Origin of the sequence: Helcococcus ovis (assembly GCF_004524775.2) — a bacterium.
Lineage (GTDB): Bacteria > Bacillota > Clostridia > Tissierellales > Peptoniphilaceae > Helcococcus > Helcococcus ovis.
Genome location: NZ_CP119081.1, coordinates 521,626 through 542,495 on the forward strand (window position 1 = coordinate 521,626; position 20,870 = coordinate 542,495).

Below are 20,870 nucleotides of genomic sequence, written 5' to 3' on the forward strand. Positions count from 1 at the left end.
TCTATTATACTTATTTTGTATAAACGAAAAATTGATTGCTTTTAAAATGAAAATTCAATTATTGTAACTCATTTTGCTTAAACGAAAAATTGATTGATTTTGACTGTATAATTTTGGGTATAACCATTTAATATATGCTGTTAAAATGTAATTTTATGTGTCCAGCTTATAGGTAGTAGTTTATATAAAAAAATAAAGAGCAGCACTTAGATATATCTTTAAACCAAAAAGGTGCCCGAGAATACTTGTTCTAAGTGAGTGTCTCTTTATTTTTTATTAATATTTGTATATGTTCAGTAATATAAATATGTTTATTTTACTAACATCTTTGCTAAAACGTGAGGATTACCACAACCTGTTGTTAAAACTAAATCATTATCAGTTATTTCTGATTGTAAATATTCTTTCGCAGATTCAAAATCCGGAATATATTTTGCGTTAACACCATTTTTCAATAATTTTTCGACTAAATCTTTTGAATGTATTGTTGGGTCAAATTCTTCTCTAGCCGGGAATATATCTGTGACGATTACTTCTTTTGAATTATAGAATGAATCGGCAAATTCATCTAATAGTGCTTTAGTTCTTGAAAAAGTATGCGGTTGAAAAACTGTAATTATATTTTTTTCAGAGAATGCATCTATTGTTTTTAGTGTTGTTTGGATTTCGACCGGATGGTGACCGTAATCAGTCATGATAATAGCTCCATTGTATGTCCCAATGGTTTCCATTCTTCTATGAAGTGATTTATATTTTTTTATACCATCTTTAACGTCTGAAAGTTTTACATTGTTTTCATATGAAGCTATTATGGCGGCGATTGCGTTGTAAATATTATGAATCCCGGAAACATTAAGTTCAAATTCTTCAATTGAACCATCTTTCATATTTAGTTTAAATTTGGAATGACCAATCTCATTGTATTCAACGTGTTCTAAATAATAATCAGCTGATTTATTGTGTAGACCAAAAGTAATTACCTGTCCTTTCACGTGTTCTAGAAGTCTATGTGTATTTTCATCATCTATATTTATAATTGCTTTAGAATTTTCGTCTAGGTTTTTCATATATCCGATAAATGTTTCTACAATATGATTTAAATCTTTATAGTAGTCCAAATGGTCTTCATCTATATTTAAAATTACAACAGTTGATGGGTAATAATTTAAAATATTTCCTTTAAATTCACACGCTTCTGAAAGTAAAATATCACTATTTCCAATTTTTACATTTCCTTCAATTTCATCTAGTATGCCACCTAATAAAATTGACGCATCGTTATCTGAATTTACAAGGATTTTTGCAATCATAGATGTTGTTGTAGATTTTCCATGAGATCCTGAAATTGCAATTGATCTTTTATAGTTACGCATCAACGCACCTAAAAATACACCTCTGGAAATGACTTCTTTACCGGTATTTTTTGCAGCGATAAGTTCTTCATTATATTGAGGAATTGCATCAGTATATATGAATAAATCTTGGTTAGTTATATTTTCTTTTTTTTGTCCAATGAAAATTTTAATATTATTTTCTCTTAAAGTCTTTAAATAATCGGAATTATCTCTATCAGAACCACTTATATCATAACCTTTTATTTTTAGAAGTAGAGCTATACCACTCATACTTACTCCACCAATTCCGATAAAATGTATTTTTTTATATTTTTTTTCTTCTAAATTAAAATTAAACATAATATCCCTTCTTTCAATTATTTAATTATAGCATATTTGTTATTTATTTAAAAATTTTATGTATATTTAATTTTAATTATGATAAATATTGTGTATAATAGAGTTATTAGAAATTGCAAAAAAAATTTAAGAGGAGTATTATGGATAAAGTCATAATAATGGCAGCTGGTGAAGGTACGAGAATGAAATCAAATATTTCAAAAGTGCTTCATAAGTTATGCAATAAAACATTATTATCTTATGTTATTGAGTCGTCTCAAGAAGCAGGGATAGACGATATAATAGTTATTGTAGGAAATAATGAAGATGCTGTTAAAGAAATTTTTGGAGATAGTGTAAAATATGTAAGACAATACATTGGAGAAAACTATCCATATGGTACGGGATATGCAGTTAAATTAGCAGAGCAATATATCAATGAAGGAGATAATATATTAGTTCTTTCAGGTGATGCACCTTTGATTAAATCGGAAACTATACGAAATTTAATTGATTTTCATAATGAATCAAAAAATGATGCGACAGTTTTAACTGCTATTTTTGAAAATCCATTTGGATATGGTAGAATAGTTACTGATAAAAATGGTAAATTATTGAAAATTGTAGAACATAAAGATGCTAACGATAATGAAATTTTAATTAATGAAATTAATTCGGGAATTTATTTATTTAATGGAGATAAGCTAAGATACGCATTAAATAAACTAGACACAAATAATTCTCAAAAAGAATTATATTTAACTGATGTTTTTGAGATTCTAAAAAAAGAAAAATTAAATATTTCAACATTTAAGGTAAAGGATACTGAAGAAATAAAAGGTATAAATACTAAAATCCAATTATCTGAAGTAGAAAAGATAATGAGAAGGCGTATAAATGAAGAATATATGTTAAATGGAGTTATTTTAGAAAATCCTGAAACAATTACAATTCAAAAAGGTATTAGAATTGGACGAGATACGGTTATTGAATCAAATGTTAAAATTTTAGGTGACACAATAATTGGAGAAAATTGTTTAATAGGAATGAATTCTAGAATTGAAGACTCAAAAATAGCTGATGATGTAAAAATTTTATCTTCAGTTATTGAAAAAGCCATTGTAGAAAAAGGTGCTGATGTAGGACCATTTTCAAGATTAAGACCAAAAGCACACTTAAAAGAAAGAGTTCATATCGGAAACTTTGTTGAAGTGAAAAATGCTGTTGTTGGAGAGGGGACAAAAGCTGGACATTTAACTTATATAGGGGATGCTGATTTAGGTAAAAATATAAATGTGAGTTGTGGAGTTATTTTTGCAAATTATGATGGCAAAAACAAATTTAGATCAACTGTTGGAGATAGTGCATTTATTGGATCAAATGTAAATATAGTTTCTCCGGTTAACATTGAAGAAAAAGCATTTTTAGCTGCAGGATCAACAATAACAAGAGAAGTAAAAGCAGGACAATTATCAATAGAAAGAGCTGAACAAAAAAATATAGATGGATATTATAAAAGAAAATTTGAAAAATAAAAAATTTAAGAATTATTAATGAAATATATTGGAGGAAAAATGCTTATTTCAGAAAATGAAGTTAAATTATTTAGTGGTACATCAAATAGACCACTTGCAGAAAAAATTTCTAAAGAATTAGGGTTACCTTTAGGAAATTTACATATCAGTCATTTTGCTGATGGTGAAATTGCTGTTAAAATAAATGAAATTGTAAGAGGTAGGGATGTATTTCTAATTCAGCCAACTTCAAAACCTGTAAACGATAATTTGATGGAAGCATTAATAATTATTGATGCATTGAAAAGAGCTTCAGCTCATAAAATAAACTTAGTTATGCCATATTATGGTTATGCCAGACAAGATAGAAAATCATCAGGAAGAGAGCCTATAACAGCTAAATTAGTTACAGATTTAATTCAAGCTGCCGGAGCAGATAGAGTTGTATGTGTTGACTTACATGCTGATCAAATTCAAGGATTTTTTAATATCCCTCTTGATCATTTAACAGCTAGACCGGTTATTGCTGAATATTTTGAAAAAGTAATAGCAGAAAGTGGAAAAGATAATTGGACAGTTGTTTCTCCTGATTTAGGTGGAGTTACAAGAGCTCGTAGATTAGCTGATGTACTTGGGTTACCAATTGCTATTATTGAAAAATCAAGACCAAGACCAAATGAATCAGAAATCTTAAATGTAATAGGTGAGTTTAAGGGAAAAAATTGTATTATAGTTGATGATATGATTGATACAGCTGGTACAATTGTTAACGCATCTGAAACATTGAAAAAAGAAGGAGCTGAGGAAGTATATATCACAGCATCACATGGTGTATTATCAGGACCCGCAATTGATAGAATTAAAAATTCATGTGTAAAGCAATGTGTTATTACTGATACAATAGATCATCCCGAACTTGAAGATATCGAAAATATAACTATTTTATCAATGGCACCTATGTTAACAGAAACAATTAAAGCAATTGCTACATACAAATCTGTTTCTGATATTATGAAAGAAAAGAAGTAATGTATTTAATTGTTGGATTAGGAAATCCCGGAAGAAAATATGATGGTACAAGACACAATGTGGGATATGCTGTTATAGATTCTTTAGCAAAATATTTAGGGGTTGAATTAGATAAGTTAAAATTTAAGGGAATTTTCACAAAGACTAATTATAAAAATGAAAAAATAATTTTACTGAAACCAGAGACGTATATGAATGCCTCTGGTGATTCAGTTCAACCGTTCATAGATTATTTTGGAATTGATATAAAAAATGTAATAGTCATTGTTGATGATATTGATATAAAATTTGGTACAGTAAGAATAAGAAAGAATGGTTCGGCAGGTACTCATAATGGTCTAAAATCTATAGTTCAAAGAACTGGAAAAACAGATTTTCCAAGGATAAAAGTGGCTGTAAATCAAAAACCTTCATATATGGATTTGGCTGATTTTATTTTATCTAAATTTAGTACATCTGAGCAAAAAGTTATTTCTAAAGAGATTGAAATTGCAAGAGATGCTATATTAGAAATAATTGAAAAAGATATAGATTCATCTATGAATAAGTACAATCCAATTATAGTGGAATAAAAGTATGATAGAAAAAGCTTATGATAGCTTATTTAAGGCTATTAATGAAAATTACAATTTAATATATTCTTATGGAATAATAGAACAATCTACAGGTCATTTTATTTATGAGTTAAGTAATAACTCAAATAGACCTGTTTTTGTGCTGTGTGAAAATGATGTAATCGCTAGAAAACTTTTTGAAAATTTGCAAAACAACAATCTTAAAGTAGACTATTTTCCTGATATAGAATTAAATTATCAAAATATTGAAGATTTGGATTATACAAATAAAGCATTTAGGCTTAAAACGATTATAAATTTAGTTAATGGAGAAAAAAATATTATCGTTTCAAGCATATCAGCTGTGACTAGAAAAGTATATTCTAAAGAGAATTTTATAAAAAATAGTTTTGAAATAACTATTAATTCTGAAGTTGATATTAATGAATTATCAAAAAGATTAATTAAATTAGGATATAAAAGAAGAAATATTATTCAGTCAAAAGGCGAATTTGCAATTAGAGGGGATATAATAGATATATTTCAAATTTCTGATGAATATCCAACAAGATTAGAATTATTTGATGTTGATGTTGATTCTATTAGAAAATTTAATGTAAATACTCAAATGTCTATAAAAGATATTGAAAATTTTACAATATATCCTATTCAGGAAAATTACTTTGATATTGATGATATAGATAAAATTATAAAAGAAATAGATAAAGATCTTCAAAAAACAAATAAGAACTTTGACATTGAAATTTCACAAAAAGTAAATGCTAAATTTGAAAAAATAAAGGAACAACTTGAATACCAACATGATATAGATAATATTGATTTAATTATACCGTATATGAATGATAAAAGTGGCGATCTTTTTGATTATATATCAGACAATTATTTAATTTTATTGAATGATTACACTTATATTAATAATAATTTTAGGAAATCAGAAAAGTTTAGAATTGAAGATATTCAGTCAAGAATTGAAAGGGGTGAACTTTTATATAAACACCAAAATATTTTCTATACCTTATCTTATATTGAAAATAAATTAAAAAATTATAAAATTATAAATATTTCAGGTTTATTAAAAAATATCGGAAATCTTCAACCTGATAAAATAATAGAATTTAAGGTAAGACAAAATCAGTCATATCATGGGCATTTTGATGATTTTATTCATGACTTAAAATTTTCATTATCAAATGGATATACAATAAAAATATTTACACCAAATATTGATGATGCTAATAGTTTAAAGATTAAATTATCTGAATTTGACTTGAATTCAGATATTATTGAAAATATAAAAATATCAAATAAAAAAATTAAAATAATTATTGGTTATTTAGAAAGTGGATTTGATTATTTTGAAGAAAAAGAAAAATTTATAGCGTATTCACAAATTTTCAGGAAAGTAAAAAAACAAAAATCAAAGACTGTAAAAAACAAGGATATTATAAACTATTCCGATTTAGTCCATGGAGATTTATTAGTTCATGATAATTATGGTATTGGTAAATTTGTTGGGATAAAAAATATAGAGATAAATAATATAAGAAGTGATTATATCGAATTGCATTTTAAGGATGATGCAAAATTATTTATTCCAACTACAGATATGAGTATGGTTTCTAAATTTGTTGGTAATGGTGATAAAAAGCCGGCACTTTCAAAATTGGGAGGAACAGATTGGAAAAAAGCTAAAAATAAAGCAAAAAAAGCTATTGAAGCAATTGCGGAAGATTTAGTAAAATTGTATGCGAAAAGAGCTGAAATTAAGGGCTTTGAATACTCTAAAGATACTCCATGGCAAAGAGAGTTTGAGGATTCCTTTCCATATCAAGAAACTGATGCACAATTAAGATCAATTTCAGAGATTAAAGAAGATATGGAATCTGATAAAGTAATGGATAGATTATTATGTGGTGATGTAGGGTATGGTAAAACAGAGGTTGCATTAAGAGCTGCATTTAAGGCTGTTATGGATGGTAAGCAAGTTGTAATGCTTGCACCGACAACAATTCTTGTAAATCAACATTTTCATACAATGAAGTCCAGATTTGAAGATTTTCCTGTAAATATAGATTATTTATCTAGATTTAAGACACCGGCACAAAAGAAAAAAGTGCTTGAAGATTTAAGAAAGGGAAATATCGATTTTATAGTTGGTACACATGCCATACTTTCTGATAATGTAGAGTTTAAAAATTTAGGATTATTGATTGTAGATGAGGAGCAAAGATTTGGTGTAAAGCATAAAGAAAAAATAAAAAAAATAAGTGAAAATATTGATGTTTTAACTTTGTCAGCTACACCTATTCCTAGAACACTTCAAATGTCTTTGTCCGGTATTAGAGATTTATCATTATTAGATGAATATCCGGCAAATAGATTACCTGTAAATACTTATGTAATTGAATATGATGAAGAGTATATCAGAGAAGCTATTTTAAGAGAAATGGCGAGAAATGGACAAGTGTATTTTGTATATAATGAAGTTAAAACTATACATAAAATGTATGAAAAGCTTAAAGAAATTGTACCTGAGGCTAGTATTGTGATTTCTCATGGACAAATGAGTACAAGAGAACTTGAAAATATTTTGGATGATTTTACAAATAATAAATATGATATTTTACTTACGACTACTATTATTGAAACCGGTATGGATATACATAATGTAAACACAATTATAATATATAATGCTGACAAGATGGGTTTGTCACAGTTATATCAATTGAAAGGTAGAGTTGGTAGATCTGATAGAAATTCATTTGCCTATTTTACTTATAAGCAAGGTAAAATAATGACTGAAATAGCAGAAAAAAGACTTAAAGCTATAAAGGATTTTTCTGAATTGGGTTGCGGTTATAAAGTTGCAATGAGAGATCTTGAACTTAGAGGAGCAGGCAATTTACTTGGAGAAAGTCAAAGTGGGCACATAGAATCCGTAGGTTATGACTTATATGTAAGAATGCTTAAGGAAACAATTGACGAAATAAAGGGTATTGAAGTTAAAAATATTGATAGACAAATAAAAATTGATTTAAATATTGATGTATATATTCCGTCTGAATACATAAAAGATGAAAATGAAAAAATTAATATATATAAGAAAATTTCATTTATTGAAACATCCCAAGATCACTATAATATAATTGATGAGTTAACTGATAGATTTGGGGATATTCCTCAGCCTGTTCAAAACATTGTTGACATATCGTATATTAGATCATTAATGTTATCTAATAATATTGATGAATTAATAGAGGTTGATTCTGAAGTAATGATGAGGTATACTGAGTTAGATGTTTTTGATTTTGAAAAATTAAAAATTTTGTCACAAGCATACAAAGGCACTATGAGATTTAGTTTAATAAATAGTCCAAGCATATATATACCTAAAGAAAAGGGATATATGATAAAATTAATAGAACTATTTGAATTAATAAATAATATAAATAAAGGAGAAAATTATGAAAAAAATTAAATTATTAAGTATAATTTTAGCAGCAACTGTGTTTATTGCGGGATGTCAAGCAAAAACGGGGAAAAATGGAAGTGAAAAATCTGATGTATCAAAAACTAAAGATGTAAAAAGCTCAGATTTAAGTAAAGTAAAAATAACAAATTTAAGAGAAAATAAAAATGTTTTTATGGATATAAATGGTCAAAAGGTTACTTTTGATAATTTTTATAAATATTATGATTTGTATTCAGGAATTTTGGCAATGCAAAGAAATTTAACTGGAGAATTATCAAATTTATTGGTAAGAGATAAAATTATTAAAGATGAATTAAAAGCGAAAAATATTACTGTTTCAGATGATGAAGTAAAAAAAGAAATAGATCTATATGTTAAAAATTTAGGTGGTGAAAAAGAATTTGGTAAATATTTGAGTGTTTTGGGTATTAAATTGGATACTTTTATAGAAAATATAAAAAATAGTTTATCAAATAAAAAGCATTTAGAAAATTTTAAGAAAGAAAATAAAGCGACAGATGATGAAATAAAAAAATATTATGAAGCAAATAAAAATTCTTTAGATAATGTAGATGCTAAACATATTTTAGTAGATGATGAAAAAAAAGCTAACGAAATTTCTAAAAAACTAAAAAAAGGTGAAGATTTTGAGAAATTATCAAATGAAAATTCAAAAGATAAAGCAGCTAACGCAAAAGGTGGACAATTGGGAAAAGTTACTAAAGCAGCGTTCGAAGCTAATTTTGTAGAAGCAGCATTTAAGCTTAAAGATAATGAAGTATCTGCACCGGTAAAAACTAAATATGGTTATCATGTAATAGTAGTAAATAAAAATAATGTAGGTTTAGATAAAAACAAAGAAAAAATAAATGATATTTTAAGTGGTCAAAAGTATAATAAATATGTAGAACAAAAAGTGAAATCTACAAAAATAGATTTCTATGATTTTAATGGTAAAAAAATTGAAAATAAAAACTAAAAAATTACAAAAAAAGTAATAAAAGTATTGAAAACACTTGATATTGTAGTTTTATATGTTATAATTAAAGTACAGTTTTATATGACTGAAATATTAGGAGGAAAAAATGAATAAATCAGATTTAGTAGCAAAAATTGCTGAAAAAAGTGGATTAACAAAAGTTGATTCAACAAAAGCATTAGACGCATTTTTAGAAACAGTAACAGAATCATTAAAGAAACAAGAAAAAGTACAATTAGTTGGTTTTGGTACATTTGAAGTTAGAGAAAGAAAAGAAAGAGAAGGAAGAAATCCAAGAAATCCTGAAGAAAAAATTCATATTCCAGCTTCAAAAGCTCCAGTATTCAAAGCTGGTAAAACATTAAAAGAAGTTGTAAATAAATAATTTATTTATATATTAATTGACATTGGTTTATCCAATGTCTTTTTTTATATTTAATAAAGGGTATAATATAGATATAGTAGTGAAAAAATTTTAATTTTTAGGAGTTTATATGAAAAAAATAACTAAAATTTTAATAAAAAAAAATAAAATTGTTATATTAATTTTTTCTGTTATTACAATTGTAATGGCAATTATGGCTTTAGGAGTTAAAATAAATTTTTCACTATCAAAATATTTACCAAATAACTCAAATTCTGTTATATCAATGAATGAAATGGCTAAAGAATATGTTGAGCCTATACCAAACTTAAGAGTTATGTTAAAAAATGTAACTGTAAAGGAAGTTTTAGAATATAAAAATAAGTTAATTAATTTACCGGAAGTAAAATTAGTTATTTGGTTGGATAAATTTGAAAATACATCTAAGCCAATTGAGTTAATGGATAAAAATTTATTGAATAAATACTATAAAGATGGTAATGCATTGTTACAAGTTTCAGTGAAATCAAACAACTCTAAAGAATCTCTTGATAAAATTAAATCGTTATTAAAATTCGACACATCATATGATGGAGAATTAGTTTCTGAGTCAGCAGCACAAAACTCAACAAAAGATGAAATTTCAAAGATTACACTTTTTGTGTTACCAGCATCACTTTTAATATTATTGTTAGCAGTTAAATCCTGGTTTGAGCCAATTATTATCATGATAGCAATTGGTGTAGCTATTATAATAAATATGGGAACAAATATATTTTTAAGAGAGGTTTCATTTATAACTCAAGCAGTTAGTGGAATACTGCAATTTGCTGTTTCTTTAGATTACGGTGTATTTTTATTACATGAATTTAAGCATCAAAAAACTTTAGTTAAAGATGCTGATATTGCTTTAGAAAATGCAGTAGTAAAATCTTCATCAGCTGTTATTTCATCTGCACTTACAACAATTTTTGGATTTATTGTTTTAGTATTTATGAAGTTTGGGATAGGTATAGATTTAGGTTTAGTTTTAGCTAAGGGTGTAATTTTTAGTCTAATTTCTGTAATATTCTTACTTCCAGCATTAATAAAACTATTTAGTAAATTAATTGACAAAACTCAACATAGAGATTTTTTACCAAATTTCAAAGGTTTATCAAAATTTGTACTAAATTTAAAATGGATTATTATTTTTATTATTTTAATTGTGCCAATAGCATTTTTAGGACAACAAAAAAATGATTTTACATATGGTATGGGTGAATATAGAGAAGATTCTATTGAGGGAAAAGATCAAAAAAGTATAGAAAAATATTTTGGAAAAGATGTACCTATAGTATTGTTAGTTCCTAATGGTGAAATTTCTAAAGAATTAAAAATGATTGATGAATTAAAAGAATTGAAATTAATAAAGAATGTACAATCATATACTGAATATGTTGGTAATGCTATTCCGTTAAAAATACCACCTGAAGTACAAATAAAATCTTTGATAAGCAAAAACTATTCAAGAATTATACTTAATACAACAAGTGAAAATGAAGGTGAAAAAGCATTTAATCTTATCTATAAGATTAAAAAAATTGCAAATAAATATTATTCAAATTATGAAATTCTAGGAAAGAGTGTTGTTTTGCAAGATATGAGTAAAATAATAAAAAAAGATAATTCTTTAGTAAATTTGCTCGCAATAGTTTCAGTTGCAATGGTAATATTAATAAATTTTAAATCTTTAATTTTGCCAATTATACTGGTGTTTACTATAGAAGCATCAATATGGATAAATTTATCAATTCCATATTTTACAAATACAAAGTTAAGTTTTATAGGTTATCTGGTTATTTCATCTATACAATTAGGAGCTACTGTTGATTATGCTATATTATATACAAATAACTATCTTGAAAATAGAAAAAAAATGAATAAGAAAGAATCATTAATTAAAGCTGGACAAAAGGTATACGGTTCAATAATTCCACCGGCATTAATACTTATTACCTCAGGATATGTATTATCATTGATATCATCAATTGGACTTGTAAGTGAACTTGGAAAAGTTTTAGGAAGAGGAGGAATATTTTCACTGACATTAGTAATATTTTTACTACCGATATTATTATATTTTTTTGATTTTATTATTGAAAAAACAACATTAAATGCTAATTTTAGGAAATGAGGAGGAGTAAAATGAATTTTAAAAAAATTATATCAGTAATTTTATCATTTGTTGTATTTTTTTCTGTACCATTAAATTTGTATGCAGCAAATAACACGAAAAAAGATGAAATAGTTTATATATCAGTTTCTCCTAATGGTGAAAAAAAGGGGGTATATGTTGTAAATGGATTTAGTTTAGAAAAAGACGGGATAATAACGGATTTTGGTAAATATGAAAATATTAAAAATCTTTCAACACTTGATGAAGTCAAAAATGTAGGGGATCAAATAACAGTTACTACAAAAAAGGGAAAATTTTTCTATCAAGGAGATAATCCTAATAAGGAAATACCGTGGAATGTGCAATTAAAATACTATTTAGATAACAAAGAATTATCAACAAAAGATATATTAGGAAAAAAGGGTTTAATAACTATAAAAGGTAGCATATTGAAAAATCTAAAAGCTGATAAATTTTATTCTAGTTACTATATTGGACAATTACAACTAAGTATTGATTCAAAACATACAATAGTAAAAGAGGCTAAAGATGCAACATTTGCATTTAATGGTGGAATACAGCTGTTAAATTATACAGTTTTGCCGGAAAAAGAATTAAATTTTGAAGTAAAACTTGAGAGTACTGATTTTCAAATGAATTCATTTACATTTTCTGCTGTACCTTTTAATATGAATTTTGATATGCCTGATATTAATCAATTTACTGATAATTTATATCAATTAGAAAGAGCTATATCTCAAATTGGAAATGGCTCAACTAGACTATTAAGTGGGGCAAATCAATTAAATAATAACAGTAAATTATTATTTAATTCTCTTTATGAAATATATAAAGGGATTGATAGTACTAAAATTGGACAAAATCAGTTAAAAGATGGAGTCTCTCAATTTAATGGAGGATTACAAAAATATTCACAGGGAATAGATGAATTAGTCTCAAAAATAGGACAATTAGGTTTTGGTATGGACCAATTGAAATTTGGGCTAGGTGAAGTGTACAAAGGCACAAATCAATTAAATGAAGGCTTAAAGAAATATTCTGATGGTATTACTAAATATACTAATGGGGTTTTAAATTTAGATTTAGGATTTGAAAAGTATATTATGGGAATAGAAACTATGGGTTTAGAATCTAAAAAATTAATTGATGGAGGGAAAAAACTTGTAGATGGTTCTTCTCAAATTTTAGATGGGTTGTCATTTTTTGATAAATTACAGTTTTTAAATGAATTATCGGAAAATGATATGAAAAATTTAAAAAATATTATAAATGAAATACTTAATTTTTGGACGGATATTCAATCTAAAATTGAAAATTTATCATATGAAGATTTGAAAAAATCATTAAACAAAATAAAAGATGATATTAATAATTTGATTATAGAATTTGATGCACAAAATATTTCTACTGATAAAGAAGATTTAATTAAAAAGTTAGACATAAAAGATAAGGAAAATGAAGATGTAAAAAAACTTTTAGATGAAGCAATAAGACTGGGAAATATTATTAAAAAGCTTAAGGAAAAGTTTAGTATAATAAGTAATTCAATAAATAATATTATAATCACTGACGATCAGATTTATAAATTAGTAATGCTTATAAAAGAATATAATTTTGAATTAAATAAAAAATTATTACCTTTGAAAAAAGCACTTATAGAATTTGATGAAGTAAAGTCATTAGAAAAACTTAAAAAATTAGCTGGTTTTAAGACACAATATCAAAAATTTCATAATGGTTTAGTTGAATATACTAATGGAACAAATGAATTAGTTAATGGAATAAACGACAAATTAATTCCTGGGGGTAAAGAAATTGGTGATGGAATTAATAAATTAAATTCAAATGGTTTAGAACTTGTAAGTGGAATAATAGGGCTAAAAGATGGATCTTCAAAATTAAATGATGTAATTAAAAGTATACTAGATAGATTAAATTTTGGAGAAGATTTATCACAAGTTAGTCAATTAAAGACTGGTATGGATTTATTAGTTGAAAATCATAATAAAATTTTACAAGGTGAGACAGATTTATCATTAGGATTAAATAGGCTTTCTTCAGGAGTTCTTCAATATTACAATGGTTTTGGACAGTACAATAACGGTTTTAGTCAATTTATAGATGGACTTAGCGAATTTGAAAATGGCACATCAAAATTAAAAAATATGACTGATGGTATGACTGAAAAAGCTAAAAAAGAGATTGATGAGAAATTAAAACTGTTTAGTAAAGAAGGTTTTAAGCTAAAAAGTTTTGTAAATGACAAAAATGAAAACTTAAGATTGGTACAATTTGTTTATGTATCTAATGCTATTGAAAAGACATTAAAAAATGAAGAAAAAATAATTGAAAAGACTCCTACATTTTTTGAAAAACTTTGGGATATAATTACATTTTGGAAGTAAAAATATGGGCTGATACGTATTTCGTAGCAGCCCATATTTTTAGTTTCGGGTTATTTCATTAATGAATGAAGAATTTTTAACCTCATTTATAAAGAGTTTTTTTGGATAAAGCAGGGTTAAATTATATTTTGCTCTTGTAATTCCAACATAAAATAACCTTCTTTCCTCTTCTAAAATTCCTAATTCTTCATTTACCGATTCGGAATAAGATGAAGGAAATTCTTTATCAACTAAATCTATTATAAACACATTATCAAATTCTAAGCCTTTTGAACCATGTATAGTTGAAAGTGTTAAATTTGAAGAATTGATGCCGTGATTTTTTTGTTTCTCGATTAAATTTCTGACTTTATTTTCAAATTCTGAAACAGATTTAATGTCTTTAGAAATATTAATCAAAGTATCTATAATTCTATCATAGGAAATCATGGATCCTGTTGTTCGTCTAGAAAGTTCTTTTACATATTCATAATAATCCATACTTCTTAAAACAAATATTACAGCATCTGAAAAATTTAATGAAGATAATTTATCCATGTAATATGAAAGTAAGTATATTTTCTCTAGGAAAAAATTATTTATTCCTTCAACGTTTTTTAATCGTTCTATGACATCATCACTTTCATCCATGAATTCCAATTGTTTTACAAATTCCTTTTTTATAAATAAATTTAATTTATAATAAATTTTTTTAAATAAATTTAAGTCATATTGATCCTTAGAGAAATTTATAATATCAATAATATCATTAATTATTTGATGTGAATAAAAAGCGTTAGTACTATCTTTTATATAAAAATCAACATTATCTGGAATATAATTAATAAAAGATATTGCCGAAATATTATTTCTGTATAATATTGCAACTGTTTCATTTAAGCAAAGTTTTTTTAATGCCTTATCAATAATATATTCAATTTGCTGCTTTGTATTTTTAGTAGAAATTATATTTACATTATTGCCTTCAGAATTATTTGATTTTATAACTTTTAAATATCTTTGTTTGTTATTTTTTATTAATTTATTTGAAAATTTTATTATATTTTGAGTAGATCTATAATTATTTTCCATATAAAAAATTTTAGCATCCGGATAAACATTAGGAAAATCAAGTAATTGTTTAGAATTAGCACCTCTAAATCCATATATTGATTGATCATCATCTGCTACAATAAATAAATTATTATTTTTTTGTGATACCAAGCTGATGATTTTCAATTGTACGTATGATGTATCCTGACCTTCATCAATTTGTACATAATGAAATTTATTTTGAAGAAAATCTAGTGCTTGTTTATTAGTTTGAAGTATTTTCAAGGCTTCAATAAGTATATCATCAAAATCAAGTAAATTTTTATCTTTTTTGAATTTTTCATATATAGTGTATACTTTTTCAAAACCATTAAATATAGCGGAATACATCTTTTTATATTCATTATAATCCATTAATGTATTTTTTAAAAAGCTAGATACTCTAAAAAAACTTTCCAATTGTTCATCATTCATATATTTTTTTCTAACATGTAAAAATATTTGCTGGACAATAGAGTATTTATTATATTCTTTTGATGATTCTATAATCATAAAATTTGATAATTTATTTGAAAATTTTTTTATTATACCGTATGCAAAAGAATGAATAGTTGAAAAATGAATGTTTTGATCACCGTAGATTTTTTTATATCTAATTTCCATATCTTTAGCTTGAGTCTTAGAAAATGTCATTGCCAAAATATTTTCAGGATTAATTCCATTGTTTATTAAATTATTTATTCTTGCTAATAATACTGTAGTTTTACCGGAACCGGGGACTGCCAATACTAATGCTGGACCTTTTTTATGATTTATTACTTTTAATTGATTTTCTGAAAATTTCATAATAACTCCTCAAAATAATATTAATATATAAAACAAAAAAAATAAAATATTAATTTTTTGTAATAACAGATAAGATTTTATCATTAAAAAAATTTTTATGTGAATTAATTACATCAATTAAATTGAAAATCTAAATATGGAGATAAAAAATATTTTTAATTAGTTTTATTATATAGTTAAAAAGGCTAACTCAATTAAGAGAAAGCCTGTTTGATTAATTACATATTTTAAATTTTATTTTGAAAATTATCTTTAACGATAACATCATGTGCTCCACCTTCAACAATAGAAGTGGATGAAACAAGAGTAATCTTTGCCTTTTCTTGTAATTCTTTAATGCTCAAAGCACCGCAATTACACATGGTTGCTTTAATTTTATTGATTGTTAAGTTTACATTATCGTGTAATGATCCTGCATAAGGAACGTATGAATCAACACCTTCTTCGAATTTTAGATTTGAAGCTCCACCAAGATCATATCTTTGCCAGTTTCTAGCTCTATTTGAGCCTTCACCCCAATATTCTTTAACAAAATTACCATTTATATTTATTTTATTTGTAGGTGATTCATCAAATCTGGCAAAATATCTACCAAGCATTATAAAATCAGCACCCATTGCAAGTGCAAGAGTCATATGATAATCGTGAACAATTCCACCGTCCGAACAAACAGGAACGTAAATACCGGTTTTTTCAAAATATTCATCTCTAGCTTTAGCAACTTCTATAACCGCAGATGCCTGCCCACGACCAATACCTTTTTGTTCTCTTGTAATGCAGATAGAACCACCACCAATTCCGATTTTAATAAAATCAGCACCGGCATTTGCAAGGAAATCAAAGCCCTCTTTATCTACCACATTTCCAGCACCAACTTTTACACTGTCACCATATTTTTCCCTAATCCATTTAATAGTGTCTTTTTGCCACTCACTAAAGCCCTCGGATGAATCTATGCATAAAACATCACATCCGGCTTCAACTAGAGCAGGTACTCTTTCCATATAATCTCTTGTATTGATACCGGCACCCACGATGAAGCTTTTATTAGAATCTAAAAGTTCATTTGGGTTTGATTTGTGCATGTCATAATCTTTTCTAAATACAAAGAATTGTAAATTTTGATTATCATCAACTATTGGTAAAACATTTAATTTATGTTCCCAAAGTATATCATTAGCTTGACTTAGAGTTAGACCAACATTAGCATATATTAAATTTTCAAATTTTGTCATAAACTCTGTAACTTTAATATCAGTAGTCATTCTCGAAATTCTATAATCTCTACTTGTTACAAGTCCCAAAAGTTTACCTTTACTTGTACCATCTTCAGTTATAGCTATTGTTGAATATCCATTTTTTTCTTTTAGCTCAAGTACATCAGCTAAAGTTGCATCGGGAGATAAATTACTATCACTTACTACAAATCCCGATTTATATGATTTAACTTTTTTAATCATATTTGCTTGAGATTCAATGGATTGAGAGCCAAAAATAAAAGAAATTCCACCTTCTCTAGCTAAACTAACAGCCATTTTATCATCTGATACGGCTTGCATTATTGCTGATACAAGTGGAATATTCGCACTAATTTTAGGTGTTTCACCCTTTTTAAATTTTGTAATAGGTGTTTTTAAACTAACATTTGATACCATGTGTTGTTTCGATGAATAACCAGGTACTAATAAGTATTCACTAAATGTTCTTGATGGTTCGCTAAAATAAAATGCCATAAAATATCCTTTCTTATTTACTAAATATTTCCAAAATTAAAATTTAATATATTTAAATTTGTGATTAATTTTATCATTTATGTTTGTTAAAGTCAAAGGGATATTTTTTATATATCATTTATTTTCATTTTTTGAATTATTTTATCCGTTCTAAGCATTACAGATTGTAATTATTTACATTAATAGTTATAATTATTTTAAGGAGGAATTATGGATTTTGAAAATCGTAAAATTTTAGTAAAAAAAAGTAGAATTAATAAAAATAAAATTGTTAAAAATATTTTATATATTATATTTTTTATTATAATGGCATTACTAGCTAAAAATTATATTTTTAAACAAAAAATAAATTCTGAAATTGTTTATGTTTTTGATAAATCAAACAATAATGTTATATTTGAAAAAAATAAAAATAAAAAAATATCTCCTGCAAGTCTATCAAAATTATTTTTGACAGATTATATTATAGAAAATTATAATTTAGATACTGTAATTTCACCTTCTGATGGAATATTAGAATATGTACCTAAAAATTCATCTTTAGCTAATATTGAATATAAAGAATATACATTAAGAAATTTAGTTGCAGGATTATTAGTTCCTTCAGGTAATGATGCTGCATATGTTTTGGCTGATTTTTGTGGGAAAAATTTAGATAAAAGTTTAAGAGATATAAAAACTAGGTTGGACTTATTTCAAGAAAAATTCAATATATTTTTGAGAGATAGAGGATATGAAAATACTAAAATATACAATCCATCTGGTTTTGATTATGAATCATATACTACTTGTGAGGATTTAAATAATGTTGTTAATAATATTATTCAATATAAGTTTATAAGAGAAGTTATATCAAGTTATGAATATATTGCTAGTTTACCTGATGACACCGATATTGCTTGGATAAATACAAATAAATTTTTAGATCCTAATTTTAAATATTTTAGTAAAAAAATTAAAGGAACTAAAACCGGTTCATTAGATGGGATAAATAATTTGATTTTATTGTATAATAAAGGTGATAGAGAATATATCATTCATATATTAGGTTCAAAAACTGATAAACAAAGATATGAAGAAGCCAATGAAATTATAAAAAGAATTATTGAAAAATAAAAAATAGTCATGTTCTAATTCAATTTTTTGTAAAAGGGCATGACTATTTTTCATTTAATTTTATTCAACTGAGTAATTATCAAAGTAACCTTTAATGTAAATTACAGGAGTACCTTTATCTCCTGAACCCGACATTAAATCACATAATGAGCCGACAAGGTCTGTAAGTTGTCGAGGAGTTGTGCCTAATTTTGCATTTTGTGTAACATCATTATCATCTTTGGTTTTGATTTTTTCTTTCATTGCTTTAATTGCTTCTTCACCTGACAAATCTGCCAAATCATTATCTGCAAGATATTTTATTTTAACTTCATTTGGTCTACCGATTAAACCATCAGTAAATCCGGGAGATACAACAGGATCAGCTAATTCCCATATTCCACCAATAGGATCCTTAAATGCACCATCACCATATACTAAAACTTCAATTTTTTTACCCGTTCTTTTCATTATTTCTGCTTGAACATCATCAACGAATTTTTTAGCATCTCTAGGGAATAATTTTAGTGAATCATCGCTAGCTGCGTTTGAACCATATAGTCCATAGTGTTCGTTATATCCGGAATTGTTTATTGGACTTGACATAATATCAGCAAGTGTATACACAGAATTAATACCATGTTCCTTGAAATATTCTTTCATGTATTCTCTATCATGTATATTTGCTACAAGTATAGATTTTGAGTTTTTTGCAATATCTTCTAGATTGTTTGAGTATAAGATTTCTACTTGACCTTTTTGAAATACTGATTTATATATTTCAACATAATCAAGTCCTGTGAATGGGTGAAGGTATTTTTTACCTAAGATATTTAGATAGTCCTCTTCGGTTAGAGTATCTTTGTAGATGTTTACATTTTTTTTCATTATTTCATATTTATCCATAAGTAGATTTCCTACTTCATCACTTGGATATGAAAGATAAATTTTAACTTTTTTATTTGTATTTGCGATAGCTTTTAGAATATTTAAAAATCTGTTTCTGCTTAAAATTGGATGCACTAAGCTTATTTCATCATTATACTTACTGTTTAAGTCTTCAGTAATGTATGATAATTTTACATAGTTTCCCTGTGTCCTTGCCAATAAAGATTCAGTAATACCAATGATGTCAGTATTTGAAACCTCGATTTTTTGTTGCTCTATAACTTCTGTAAAACAATCACTCACGATTTTTACTAAATCATCACCTTGTTTTACAATTGGTAGCCTTATTCCTAATGAACTTGTACCTATTAATCTACTCATTTATGCTCCTTATTTGTTTAATACTAATTTGTGTAATTCCAATGGTAGGATATATTCACCATTTTTGTAAACTCTCATGTTTCCACCTGAAATTTCGTCTATAAGAATAATATTTTGATTTTCATCAATACCAAATTCTAATTTAATATCATATAAATCTAAACCTTTTTCTTTTAGAATTTCAAATATTTCATCGGAAATTAATTTAGTTTGTTCTACAATTACATCATATTGTTCAAAAGTCGCAATATTTAATAAATTTAGAGTTTCTTTTGTAATAATTGGATCTTGAGCTTTATCGTCTTTTATTGTAATTTCGACAAGTCCACCCAAATCCTGAGCTTCTTTAACATATTTTCCATATCTTTTGAAGAATGATCCAACAGCCTTGTATCTGCAAATAAATTCTAAACCATGACCAAATACTTTGGCTTTTCTAACTTCCATAGTATTTTCTTCAATATTTGAATCTACATAATGAGTTACAATTCCTTTTTCCTTTAATTTTTCAAAGAAAAATTTTGTTAGTTCTAATCCTGCTTTTCCTGACCCTTCGATCGAAAGTCCAATTTGATTTTCACCTGGATCGAATACGCCATCTTTACCTGTTACATCATCCTTAAACTTTAATAAAATGTTACCATTTTCAAGTTCAAAGAGTGTCTTAGTCTTACCTTGATAAATTAATTTCATAATTTTCTCCTT

General features: G+C 25.9%; 14 protein-coding genes. 9 read left to right on the forward strand and 5 right to left on the reverse strand.

Annotated elements, in window-relative coordinates:
- Nucleotides 1–311: 311 nt before the first annotated feature.
- The gene (murC, locus tag EQF90_RS02475) at nucleotides 312–1,694 is read right to left on the reverse strand and encodes a UDP-N-acetylmuramate--L-alanine ligase (RefSeq protein ID WP_134710574.1); all 1,383 of its coding nucleotides are present in this window, start codon (nucleotides 1,692–1,694) and stop codon (nucleotides 312–314) included.
- Between the two features lie 140 nt (nucleotides 1,695–1,834).
- Here murC and glmU point away from each other — a divergent pair, with 140 nt between their 5' ends.
- The 8 genes from glmU (at nucleotide 1,835) to EQF90_RS02515 (ending at nucleotide 14,190) form a co-directional block, all read left to right on the forward strand.
- Complete coding sequence (gene glmU / locus EQF90_RS02480) at nucleotides 1,835–3,208, forward strand: bifunctional UDP-N-acetylglucosamine diphosphorylase/glucosamine-1-phosphate N-acetyltransferase GlmU (protein WP_134744883.1); 1,374 nt, start codon at nucleotides 1,835–1,837, stop codon at nucleotides 3,206–3,208.
- 39 nt (nucleotides 3,209–3,247) lie between these two features.
- Nucleotides 3,248–4,216 (forward strand): ribose-phosphate diphosphokinase, encoded by a 969-nt coding sequence (locus tag EQF90_RS02485; RefSeq protein WP_134712027.1) that lies wholly within the window; start codon nucleotides 3,248–3,250, stop codon nucleotides 4,214–4,216.
- The gene (gene pth / locus EQF90_RS02490; protein ID WP_134712028.1) at nucleotides 4,216–4,788 is read left to right on the forward strand and encodes an aminoacyl-tRNA hydrolase; all 573 of its coding nucleotides are present in this window, start codon (nucleotides 4,216–4,218) and stop codon (nucleotides 4,786–4,788) included. The genes EQF90_RS02485 and pth overlap by 1 nt, the downstream gene beginning before the upstream one ends.
- Before the next feature lie 4 nt (nucleotides 4,789–4,792).
- Nucleotides 4,793–8,269 carry a transcription-repair coupling factor gene (mfd, locus tag EQF90_RS02495; RefSeq protein WP_134712029.1) on the forward strand — a complete coding sequence of 1,159 codons (3,477 nt, stop codon included), beginning with the start codon at nucleotides 4,793–4,795 and terminating at the stop codon, nucleotides 8,267–8,269.
- Nucleotides 8,256–9,242, forward strand: coding sequence for a peptidylprolyl isomerase (locus EQF90_RS02500; RefSeq protein ID WP_134712030.1), 987 nt, complete (start codon nucleotides 8,256–8,258; stop codon nucleotides 9,240–9,242). The genes mfd and EQF90_RS02500 overlap by 14 nt, the downstream gene beginning before the upstream one ends.
- 106 nt (nucleotides 9,243–9,348) lie before the next feature.
- Nucleotides 9,349–9,627: an HU family DNA-binding protein gene (locus tag EQF90_RS02505; RefSeq protein WP_134712031.1), complete on the forward strand. Its 279-nt coding sequence runs from the start codon at nucleotides 9,349–9,351 to the stop codon at nucleotides 9,625–9,627.
- Nucleotides 9,628–9,736: 109 nt separating this feature from the next.
- A complete protein-coding gene (locus tag EQF90_RS02510) occupies nucleotides 9,737–11,782 on the forward strand; it encodes an efflux RND transporter permease subunit (protein ID WP_134712032.1) in 2,046 nt (681 codons plus the stop codon).
- Between the two features lie 11 nt (nucleotides 11,783–11,793).
- Nucleotides 11,794–14,190 carry a hypothetical protein gene (locus EQF90_RS02515; RefSeq protein WP_134712033.1) on the forward strand — a complete coding sequence of 799 codons (2,397 nt, stop codon included), beginning with the start codon at nucleotides 11,794–11,796 and terminating at the stop codon, nucleotides 14,188–14,190.
- A 39-nt stretch (nucleotides 14,191–14,229) separates the two neighbouring features.
- Here the strand turns inward: EQF90_RS02515 and EQF90_RS02520 are convergent, their stop codons facing one another.
- Nucleotides 14,230–16,068: an ATP-dependent helicase gene (locus tag EQF90_RS02520; RefSeq protein WP_134712034.1), complete on the reverse strand. Its 1,839-nt coding sequence runs from the start codon at nucleotides 16,066–16,068 to the stop codon at nucleotides 14,230–14,232.
- 227 nt (nucleotides 16,069–16,295) lie between these two features.
- Nucleotides 16,296–17,801 carry an IMP dehydrogenase gene (locus EQF90_RS02525; RefSeq protein ID WP_134712035.1) on the reverse strand — a complete coding sequence of 502 codons (1,506 nt, stop codon included), beginning with the start codon at nucleotides 17,799–17,801 and terminating at the stop codon, nucleotides 16,296–16,298.
- Nucleotides 17,802–18,011: 210 nt separating this feature from the next.
- Between EQF90_RS02525 and EQF90_RS02530 the strand changes: the two genes are divergently transcribed.
- Nucleotides 18,012–18,917, forward strand: coding sequence for a D-alanyl-D-alanine carboxypeptidase family protein (locus EQF90_RS02530; RefSeq protein WP_134712036.1), 906 nt, complete (start codon nucleotides 18,012–18,014; stop codon nucleotides 18,915–18,917).
- Nucleotides 18,918–18,977: 60 nt separating this feature from the next.
- Here the strand turns inward: EQF90_RS02530 and EQF90_RS02535 are convergent, their stop codons facing one another.
- Together EQF90_RS02535 and EQF90_RS02540 are read right to left on the reverse strand one after the other, a co-directional pair.
- On the reverse strand, nucleotides 18,978–20,165 hold the full coding sequence (locus EQF90_RS02535; protein ID WP_134744283.1) for a coenzyme F420-0:L-glutamate ligase: 1,188 nt from the start codon (nucleotides 20,163–20,165) through the stop codon (nucleotides 18,978–18,980).
- Between the two features lie 9 nt (nucleotides 20,166–20,174).
- The gene (locus EQF90_RS02540) at nucleotides 20,175–20,858 is read right to left on the reverse strand and encodes a phosphoribosylaminoimidazolesuccinocarboxamide synthase (protein WP_134711968.1); all 684 of its coding nucleotides are present in this window, start codon (nucleotides 20,856–20,858) and stop codon (nucleotides 20,175–20,177) included.
- Between the last annotated feature and the right edge of the window lie 12 nt (nucleotides 20,859–20,870).